At 65.1% G+C, this 8,390-nt stretch carries 11 protein-coding genes; 8 read left to right on the top strand and 3 right to left on the bottom strand.

Features of this window, described 5'->3' with window-relative positions; translation table 11 throughout:
* The first annotated feature begins 31 nt into the window (after positions 1-31).
* From JNK99_RS11230 to JNK99_RS11195, 8 genes are all read left to right on the top strand, one after another.
* On the top strand, positions 32-340 hold the full coding sequence (locus JNK99_RS11230) for a metalloregulator ArsR/SmtB family transcription factor (RefSeq protein ID WP_291852919.1): 309 nt from the start codon (positions 32-34) through the stop codon (positions 338-340).
* 87 nt (positions 341-427) lie between these two features.
* A complete protein-coding gene (locus JNK99_RS11225; RefSeq protein WP_291852916.1) occupies positions 428-847 on the top strand; it encodes a rhodanese-like domain-containing protein in 420 nt (139 codons plus the stop codon).
* Complete coding sequence (gene grxC, locus JNK99_RS11220; protein WP_291852913.1) at positions 844-1,119, top strand: glutaredoxin 3; 276 nt, start codon at positions 844-846, stop codon at positions 1,117-1,119. Before JNK99_RS11225 ends, grxC begins: the two co-directional genes overlap by 4 nt.
* 44 nt (positions 1,120-1,163) lie before the next feature.
* On the top strand, positions 1,164-1,625 hold the full coding sequence (secB, locus tag JNK99_RS11215; protein WP_291852910.1) for a protein-export chaperone SecB: 462 nt from the start codon (positions 1,164-1,166) through the stop codon (positions 1,623-1,625).
* An 11-nt stretch (positions 1,626-1,636) separates the two neighbouring features.
* A complete protein-coding gene (locus JNK99_RS11210; protein WP_291852907.1) occupies positions 1,637-2,071 on the top strand; it encodes an SH3 domain-containing protein in 435 nt (144 codons plus the stop codon).
* Between the two features lie 343 nt (positions 2,072-2,414).
* Positions 2,415-3,389, top strand: a complete 975-nt coding sequence (locus tag JNK99_RS11205) for a glycosyltransferase (protein WP_291852904.1) — start codon at positions 2,415-2,417, stop codon at positions 3,387-3,389.
* 1 nt (position 3,390) lies between these two features.
* Complete coding sequence (locus tag JNK99_RS11200) at positions 3,391-4,191, top strand: polysaccharide pyruvyl transferase family protein (protein WP_291852902.1); 801 nt, start codon at positions 3,391-3,393, stop codon at positions 4,189-4,191.
* Between the two features lie 10 nt (positions 4,192-4,201).
* Positions 4,202-5,371, top strand: a complete 1,170-nt coding sequence (locus JNK99_RS11195; RefSeq protein ID WP_291852899.1) for a hypothetical protein — start codon at positions 4,202-4,204, stop codon at positions 5,369-5,371.
* Between the two features lie 104 nt (positions 5,372-5,475).
* On the opposite strand, the gene JNK99_RS11190 is transcribed toward JNK99_RS11195, so the two are convergent.
* The 3 genes from JNK99_RS11190 to JNK99_RS11180 form a co-directional block, all read right to left on the bottom strand.
* A complete protein-coding gene (locus tag JNK99_RS11190; protein WP_291852896.1) occupies positions 5,476-5,931 on the bottom strand; it encodes a ferritin-like domain-containing protein in 456 nt (151 codons plus the stop codon).
* A gap of 114 nt (positions 5,932-6,045) precedes the next feature.
* Positions 6,046-7,443 (bottom strand): carbohydrate porin, encoded by a 1,398-nt coding sequence (locus JNK99_RS11185; protein ID WP_291852893.1) that lies wholly within the window; start codon positions 7,441-7,443, stop codon positions 6,046-6,048.
* A gap of 222 nt (positions 7,444-7,665) precedes the next feature.
* Positions 7,666-8,390 (bottom strand): nucleoside recognition domain-containing protein (locus tag JNK99_RS11180; protein ID WP_291852890.1); only part of this gene is annotated, 725 nt, incomplete at its 5' end.

The raw sequence follows: 8,390 nt of genomic DNA, 5'->3' as shown, positions 1-8,390 counted from the left end.
ATTATATGATAAACGAGGACGCTGGCGTAGCGTGCCGATCACAACGAGTCTGATTGACAAGCAGGAGCATATCGAGCGGGCGGCGCGTGCGCTAAAGTCGATCTCGCATCCCTTGCGCCTCAAGATCCTGTGCGTCATCGGTGAGCAGGATGCTTGCGTGCAGGAGATCGTTGAAGCGGTCGGTACCTCGCAAAGCAACATTTCCCAGCATCTTGCCATCCTGCGCGAAAAGGGCGTCCTGATTGCGCGCAAGGACGCCAACCGGGTTTATTACCGGGTGGGTGACGCGCGTACGCTGCAGCTCATAGGCATGATGCGCGAGGTGTTCTGCGGCGGCTAGCCGTCGTGGCCCGCTCGTGACATGCGATTCTTCGGGTGAACGATGGGTCGGTGCGTTGTGGGACTGCATCGGTTTAGGGAGTCTGGATTGGAATTCATACAGCAGAACATTTTTCTGGTGGCGACTGCCGTGCTCAGCGGCACGCTGCTGCTGGTGTTGTCGCTCCGCCGCCCGGGCGGCGCACGCGGGGTGACGCCAACCCAGGCGACGATGTTGATCAACCGTGAGAATGGACAACTGATCGACATTCGTGAGCCGAATGAGTACGTCTCCGGGCACCTGGTGGACTCGCGCAACATCCCGGCGGGGTCGCTTGCCGAACGCGTCGGCGAACTCGAAGCCTTGAAGGACTCGCCGGTGATCCTGGTCTGCCAGTCGGGAGCGCGCTCATCGGTGGCCTGCGGTACGCTGGCCAAGCTTGGCTTTTCCCGGGTGCACACGCTGGAAGGCGGAATTGCCGCATGGGCCGAAGCCGGGCTGCCGCTCAAGAAGGGCGCCCGGCGATGAGCGCCCGGCGACCTGTCCTGATGTACTCGACGGCCGTCTGTCCCTACTGCGTTCGGGCGGAGCAACTCCTGCGCGCGCGTGGCGTCGTCGAGATCGAGAAGGTGCGGGTCGATCTCGACCCCGAGCGCCGCGGCGAGATGATGGAACGGACAGGCAGGCGTACCGTTCCCCAGATTTTCATTGGCGAAACGCACGTTGGTGGCGCGGACGAATTGACCGCGCTCGATCGTGCCGGCAAGCTGTTACCTCTCCTCGCGGGCGAAAGTGCCTGACCCGGCCTTCATCAACCCTTTTCCATTTCTGGCCTGAAACTACCATGAGCGAACAAGAAAACCCCGTTTTTGCCATCGAGAAGATCTACATCAAGGATCTGTCGCTGGAGGTGCCGAACGCACCCCAGATTTTTTTGGAGCGTGAGTCACCCAAGGTGAGCATTCAGTTGCAAAGCAATGCCCAGGCGATTGGTGAGGGTGTCTTCGAGGTGACCCTGACGACTACCGTGACCTCCAAGATCGAAGAGAAGACCGTTTTCCTCGTCGAAGTCGGGCAGGCCGGAATCTTCCGCGTGCAGAATGTACCGAACGAGAACATGGATCCCCTGCTGTCGATCGCCTGTCCGAACATTCTCTTCCCGTACACCCGTGAAGTGGTGTCCGATGCCGTGACGCGTGCCGGTTTTGCGCCGGTAATGCTGCAACCGGTCAATTTCGAGGCACTCTACATGTCGCGCCTGCAACAGCAGGAAGAAGCGAAGGGCGAGTCCGGGGCCACCGCCTAGGGTTCCGCCGGATGAAGCGGTTGTTTGGTTTGGTGCTGGCGGGCGGACTGGTTGCTCCGGCGCTGGCCATCGAGTACCGTAGCGTTGACCAACCGGCGGTGCTCTACGATGCGCCGTCACAGCGCGGCGGCAAGCTGTTCGTCATCCGCCGCGGCACACCGGTCGAACTGGTGGTCAGCCTCGAAGGATGGTCCAAGGTGCGGGATGCCGACGGTGGAATGGCCTGGATCGAGGCCAGGTACCTGGTCAAGCGCCGCACGGTGATCGTCACGGTGGCGCGCGCCCAGATCCGACAAAGCGCCGAGGATTCGGCGCCGCTGGTCTTCGAGGCAGAGAAGAACGTTGCACTGGTTCATGTCGAGACGGTACCCGGTGGGTGGGTCAAGGTGCGTCATCGCGACGGTGACACGGGTTTCGTGCGCGCCAACCAGATCTGGGGTCTTTGAGCAGCCCGCCCGAGGTGGCCGGTCAGCGGGGCGAGGTCTCCCGTCCGCTTTCTCCATGACACGAGTTGCGGGCTGTTCTGCCGCCCCCCCGTTGGTGTGTCTCTCTGGCCGGCGCCCGCTCTGAAAGCATCGGCCCCGGGCGTCCGGCCCATTGGCCGTCGGGGACCCACCCACAGCCTGCGTCATGCAGGCGGGACCGGGGCTGGTGGCCCTGCATGCCAGTTGCCGTGTGCTAGTAGGCTGCGAGGCTCGGGCAGACGCAGGAAATCCGCGCCTTGGGCCGGACCCGGCATCTGCCGTTCGTCCAGTTCGGCGCTGCTGGCCTTGCGGGAAAGGGGGAGTGGTGAAGCTAATGCTGCTGGTGATGGATGAGCAGCGGGTCATCCTGGATCACCTCTACGAGATGATTCGCGTGCACAGTGGAACCTGCGAGATCTTTCGCCTGAACAGTTCCCAGCAGAGGAATCTTGGCGCCTTCCTGGCGTCGGTCGCTTATCGGGACTACGAGAGAATCATCCTTTTCACTCGGGTCAAACGTCAGCTCTCGCAGCTCCCGGTCTTGCGCTGCATTCCCGGGCTGGTCATCCTGGAGCATGACGCGTGCCAAAACTACATGGCGGAAAGCAAGTACCGGGGAGCGTATTCGAAACTCTTTGCCAGCCTGCCGTGGGCGCGAGCCATCGTCTCCGGTTGCGGGGTGGCGCGCCGGCTGCAGGGCGAGGGGGTGGATGCCGTCTTCGTTTCCAAGGGCTATGATGAACGACTGCTGCGCGATCTGGGAAGGCCGCGCGATGTTCCGGTCGCCTTCCTCGGCAGTTTCAGGAGCGACGCGTACGCCGGACGCCGGGCGGTGCTCGAGCGGATCGCCGCCGCCACCGACCTGCTAGTGACGCGCACCAGTTCCGGTGCCGAGTACCTGGAACTCCTGAACCGTATCCGGATCTTCGTCAGTGCCGATGTCGGCATGGGCGAATACATGATCAAGAACTTTGAAGCGATGGCCTGTGGCTGCACCCTGCTGGCCTGGTTCCAGGGCGGCGAGGAAGAGGCTGCACTGGGTTTGCAGGACATGCAGAATGTGGTCCTCTATCGTTCGGCCGAGGAAGCCATCGCGAAAATCGACTGGTTGCTGGCGAATCCCGAGCAGGCCAGGCAGATCGCCGATCAGGGCAAGGCATTCGTCGAGCGCAATTACGGCTTTGCCCGCGTTGGTCGCGACATCGCGCAGGCGGTGCTGCAGCCGATGCGTCCCTGGCCGGGTGTCGGCCGCCTGCGGCGCGGCTGGGTGAAGTGGCGTTACGGAATGGAGGTGGCCTGAGGTGGCGATCAAGCTCTACTGGTGCCGCGGCAAGGGCCGCAGTGATTCTGCACAGCGCAATTTTGGCGATTATCTGTCGCCCTTGCTGGTCGAGATGCTGTCGCATCAGGCGGTCGAGTACGCGCCGGTGCACCAGGCAGACCTGCTGGCGATCGGCTCGATCATGCACCGTGAGCGGAAAGCCAGGCGTTTTCTGATTCCCCGCCGGCTACATGTGTGGGGCGCGGGAACTCCGGCGCCCGGCCTGTCGTTTTCCGGTCGCCACTACTATCATGCCGTGCGCGGGCAGAAGACCGTCGACCAGATCAGGCAGCTCAAGGCCGTGCCGGCCCTCGGCGACCCCGGCCTGTTGGCCGGTCTGTGGTGGGAAGGTCGGCCACGTCCCGCCAAGCGTTACCGTATCGGCCTGATTCCACATTACGTAGACCAGCCTCTGGCGAGTGTGAAGCGTTGCCTGAGCCTGCCCGGAGTGAAGCCGATCGACGTCTTCTGGCCAGTCGAAGAGGTACTGAAGAGCGTTCAGGAGTGTGACTTCATCGTTTCGTCGAGCATGCATGGCCTGATTGTCGCGGATGCGTTCGCCGTGCCGAATCGACGGATCATTTTTTCCCGCGGCACGATATCGGATTACAAATTCGTCGATTACTACTCGGCCTTCGGCCTCGACGAGCCGCCAGCCTTGCCGGAGAACGGACTGCTCGAGGCGGGCGGGCCGGATTTGTCGAGACTGATCGGCGAGTATGCGCGGCCCGGCCTGGCCGAACTGCAGGACCGACTGGTCAAGGCCTTCCCGTCCCTCTGAGCGCCTTGCGATGCCGACCTTCCTCAGGCAGGGCGAATCCCTTGCCGCCTACCTCCGGGTCGTCGTCCCGCTGTTTCTGCTGGCGTTCTACCTGCCGATTCCCGCCAAGGCGACCAACGACGTCTTCTATCTCGGCATCGCCTTGCCGGTATTCCTGTGGATACTGGCCGGCCTGCCGGCCCTCACCCGCCTGGTCGGCCAACTCGCCTGGTTTTTTCTGAGCATGGCGGGAATGGCGCTGCTGATGGCGCTGCGCGACATCAGCCTGCTCAAACCAGTGCTTTACCTCCTGCTCTGGTTCTCCTGCTGCCTGCTCCTGCGGCAGCATCCGGCCGACCCCGGCCGGGGTTTCCAGGGCTTTGCCCTGGTCAGTGTGCTGCTCCTGGCGGTCGCCGTGGCCGACTGGCTCTGGCAGCGACAGGTGGGCGGCGCGTGGGTGCGCCAGACTCTGTGGGGGCAGTCCGGCAATCCCGTGCACGCTGCGCTGCTGATGGTCAGCGCCCTGGTCCATCTCTGGGTGTTCCAGGTCGAGGCACGGCTGGCGCAACGCTCGCGCGGTCTGCTGCTGGCTGGTTTCTGCGTGCTGCTCGGGCTCGTCCTGCTGTGTGCCAGCGTTTTCCAGGCGCGTTCCGCCCTGCTCGGTTTCGGTCTGTTCCTGGCCGCTTACCTCTGGCAGCGCCGCTTGCTGTGGCCCGGTCTGCTCTGTCTGGCGGCAGCGCTGTTCCTGCTGTATCTGCTCGGGCTGAGCGACCTGCTGCTGCAGGCCGGCCTGAGTTCCCGCCTGGCGATCTGGCAGGATGCGCTGCAGCACCTGGGTGGCCAGTGCCGCCTGTGGGTCGGTTGCGCAGGCAGCGACTACCGCTTCCTCGGTGCTTATGAACATCCGCACAGTGCCTATCTGTCGCTGCTCTACTATTACGGTGCGCCGGCTGCCGTCGTGTTCTGCTGCTTCGCGCTCGCTTTTTTCTGGCGGGCCGGGCGTGCGCGCTCGCGCTGGCTGCTGGTCGCGCTGGTCGGCTGGGGTGGCGTGCTGACCTCGAGCAGCGGTGTGTTCACCGCGCCGCAACCGCTGTGGGTGTATTTCTGGCTGCCCAGCTTCATGGCCATTCTCGATGCCCACCCCGACGCGCTGGCCGGCTATTTCGCCGCCCGGCAAAGCGCGCAGTCCGCTCCTCCGTAGATTCATGCGCGGCCAGCCTGTCGATTGCCGATAGCGCTCCGGGGCGCGGGCGGTCTGTCGCGCGACTGATCGTGACAGGCCGCCGCACTTCGCTGGCGCGCTCCTCAAACGATAAAAGCCTCGGTCTCGCCAGGCCGTCGCAGCATCTTGTTGACCTCGTCGGCGTGCAATTCCTCATCGACAATCAGCTCGCGAGCATACTCCTCGAGCAGCACACTCTTTCCGGCAACGAGCTCGAGCAGCCGGTAGTATGCCGCCCTGGCTTTCGTCTCATGTTCCAGGCTCTCGCGCAGGATGTCGCCGATGTCGTGCCGGTGGGTTTCCAGAAGCGGGCCGATGCCGAGCGACGGATGACCGCCGAGCAGGGTCACCAGCTCGCCTGCGCGAGTCGCGTGGAGGAGGCCCTCCGCGGCATTCTTCTTCATCCAGTCAACGATCGGGATGCGGTTGTAACCGTAGACCATCAACGAGTAGTGCGTGTAGCGAACGACGCCGGACAGCTCCAGTTCCATGATCTGATTGAGCACGGCGATGGTTTCTTCTCTTTCAAGTTCCTGCATGTCGGTCTCCAGTAGTGGACGCCGGAACAGGATGTCGACTCGCCGCCGGTGTGGCGTCCGCGCACGGGCGGCGGCAGGCGCCGGCCGCCGCCGGCGAACGCGGCGGATCGCCGCTCACAGGGTCATCTGCAGGCGGACACCGGCGACGGTGGTATCGGGCAGGGAGAAACCCGGGTTGAGGATGCGCTGCACCAGCGGTTGCACCACCAGTCCGGGGACGAGCTGCGCCTGGTAGGTCACTTCGACCACCGTTTCATTGTTCGCGGACAGGGCGGCGCCTGCTTCACTGGCCAATTGGAGCCGTCCCTGCGGGTCGGCATGGGCGCGCGTTGCCGCGATTCCGAAGACGTCGTTCTCGCGGCCGGCGAAGGGGCCGCGGTAGCTGAGGCCGAGGCTGGTCGAATAGCCGAGCGTGCTCGTCCGGCCATCGGTGAATCCGTAGCGGGCGAAGAGCGTCAGGTCGCGTGTCGTTTCCGGCACGCGGTAAATCGTCTGCTCGGCCAGCACATAGGCGCCCCAATGGGTCGACGAGAGCGGGTCGCCCGCCGCGTCGCGTGCCGTGAGTTGCGGGAAGCGGGGCGAGAAACGCCACAGGCCGAGCGCCAGCTTGCTGATCGGCGAATAGTCGTCGCCATCGCCCACGGCGTCGGGGGAATCGCTGCACAGGCCGAACAGGCCGGACCTGACCGGGCTGAAGCCAATCTCGCCGATCAGCATGCTGCCGCTGCCGTTCCGCCAGCTGAGGTTCGGCCCGGCCGTATCGATGCGCTCGCTCGGTATGCCGCGGCCGATGGCCAGCATGGCGTACCAGGCCGGATCGGGGTCGATGCGCAGACGCGCACCATAGCCGCTGGTGGCGTAGATCGACGGGCCGGCGAGGCTGCCGAAATCGGCGGCTTCGGCCGCCATCCCGAAGGACGGATGCACGAAAACTCCGGATGCTTCGGTGACATAGAATTCGCTGTCGATCGGGTAAAGTCCGGCGCGCAGCGACGCCCGGTCATCGAACAAGGACTGTTGCAGCCAGGCGGTGAAGATGCCGGTGCGGTTGACCGGTGCCTCGAGATTGTCGACGCCCATGAAACTGCCGACCTCGTTCAGGTTGGGCCGGCCGCCGCTGTTGCTGATCAGCGCCAGATGGGCCGAGCCGCCCGTCCAGCCGATCAGCCTGGCGCCGTCCAGGCTGATCGCCAGGTTGAGGTTGCCGACATGGGCTGCCCCGCGTTGCAGACCGCCGCCGCTGTTGCGCAGGTAGTCGGCGGTATACACCAGGTCGACCTGGACGCCGGCCGCGAAGAGCTGTGGCCGGACGCCGTTCCAGTCACCGCCGAGCGTCGATTCCCGCCAGTCGGGGGGGCTGCCCCGATCCTCGTCATCCCCTGCGGCGGCGGCGACCGCCTCGTCGACGGCCGCCGCCGCCGCGTCGGCCAGGTCGCAGACCCCCGACGCCAGCAGCACGGCGAGCAGCACGGCACCGCACCGCGCCCCCGGTGCCTCCTTGTGGATCAGCATTTCTTGTCCTCCCTGATGGTTTTGATAATGATCGTCGCCCCCCGACCGCTGGAGCAGGCGCTGCAGCTCCCACAGGCGGCCGGCCTGTGCTCTTGCCTTGCGGCGGCTTCCGACGCCGGTTTGCGCCCCACGCGGCGCAGTATCGCACGCCAGGCGTCCGGCATCAGGCGCCAGCCGGTGTAGAGCGCAGCAGCGAGCACCGCGGCATGGACGATCAATTGTTCAAGCACCGGCGCCTCCGCTGAACAGGAGTGCCACCCGGTAGGTCACGAAAGCGGCGCCATAGGCCAGTGCGAAGAGATACCCGGCCATCAGCAGCGGGTAACGCCAGGAGTTGGTCTCGCGCTTCACCACGGCCAGCGTGGACAGGCACTGCGGCGCGAAGACGAACCAGGCGAGGAGCGAGAAGGCGGTGGGCAGCGACCAGCCGGCAGCCAGCATCGGCGCGAGCTGGGTGGCCACATCGTCACCCGTGGCGGACAGGGCGTACACCGTTCCCAGCGCGCCGACCGCGACTTCGCGCGCTGCCAGACCGGGAACCAGGGCGATCGAGATTTCCCAGTTGAAACCGATCGGGGCGAAGATGACCTCGAGTGCATGGCCGAGCATGCCCGCGTAACTGTACTGGATGGCCGGGCCTGCTGCACCCTCCGGGGGCGCCGGGAACGACGACAGGAACCACAGCAGCACCATCAGCGCGAGGATGATGTTGCCGACGCGCCTGATGAAGATGCGGGCGCGTTCGAGCAGGCCGAGCAACAGGCTGCGGGCATCCGGCCAGCGGTAGGAGGGCAGTTCGAGCAGCAGCGGATGGTGCACCCCGGCCGGCGCGCGCAGCTTGAGCACGCCGGCGACGGCCAGCGCGCCGGCCACGCCGCCGACGTAGAGGACGAACAGCACGACGCCCTGCAGGTTGAACAGGCCGCCGACCGTCTCTTCGGGAATGA

The organism is Accumulibacter sp. (assembly GCF_016789985.1).
Lineage (GTDB): Bacteria > Pseudomonadota > Gammaproteobacteria > Burkholderiales > Rhodocyclaceae > Accumulibacter.
Note: the sequence above shows the minus strand (reverse complement) of the source record. Positions and strands in the feature narration are given on the sequence as shown.

Excerpts from the sequence above, each read along its gene's own strand:
- JNK99_RS11190 (WP_291852896.1), bottom strand. The coding sequence starts at position 5,931 with ATGCAGGAACTTGAAAGAGAAGAAACCATCGCCGTGCTCAATCAGATC.
- grxC (WP_291852913.1), top strand. The coding sequence starts at position 844 with ATGAGCGCCCGGCGACCTGTCCTGATGTACTCGACGGCCGTCTGTCCC.
- JNK99_RS11210 (WP_291852907.1), top strand. The coding sequence starts at position 1,637 with ATGAAGCGGTTGTTTGGTTTGGTGCTGGCGGGCGGACTGGTTGCTCCG.
- JNK99_RS11195 (WP_291852899.1), top strand. The coding sequence starts at position 4,202 with ATGCCGACCTTCCTCAGGCAGGGCGAATCCCTTGCCGCCTACCTCCGG.
- secB (WP_291852910.1), top strand. The coding sequence starts at position 1,164 with ATGAGCGAACAAGAAAACCCCGTTTTTGCCATCGAGAAGATCTACATC.
- JNK99_RS11185 (WP_291852893.1), bottom strand. The coding sequence starts at position 7,443 with ATGCTGATCCACAAGGAGGCACCGGGGGCGCGGTGCGGTGCCGTGCTG.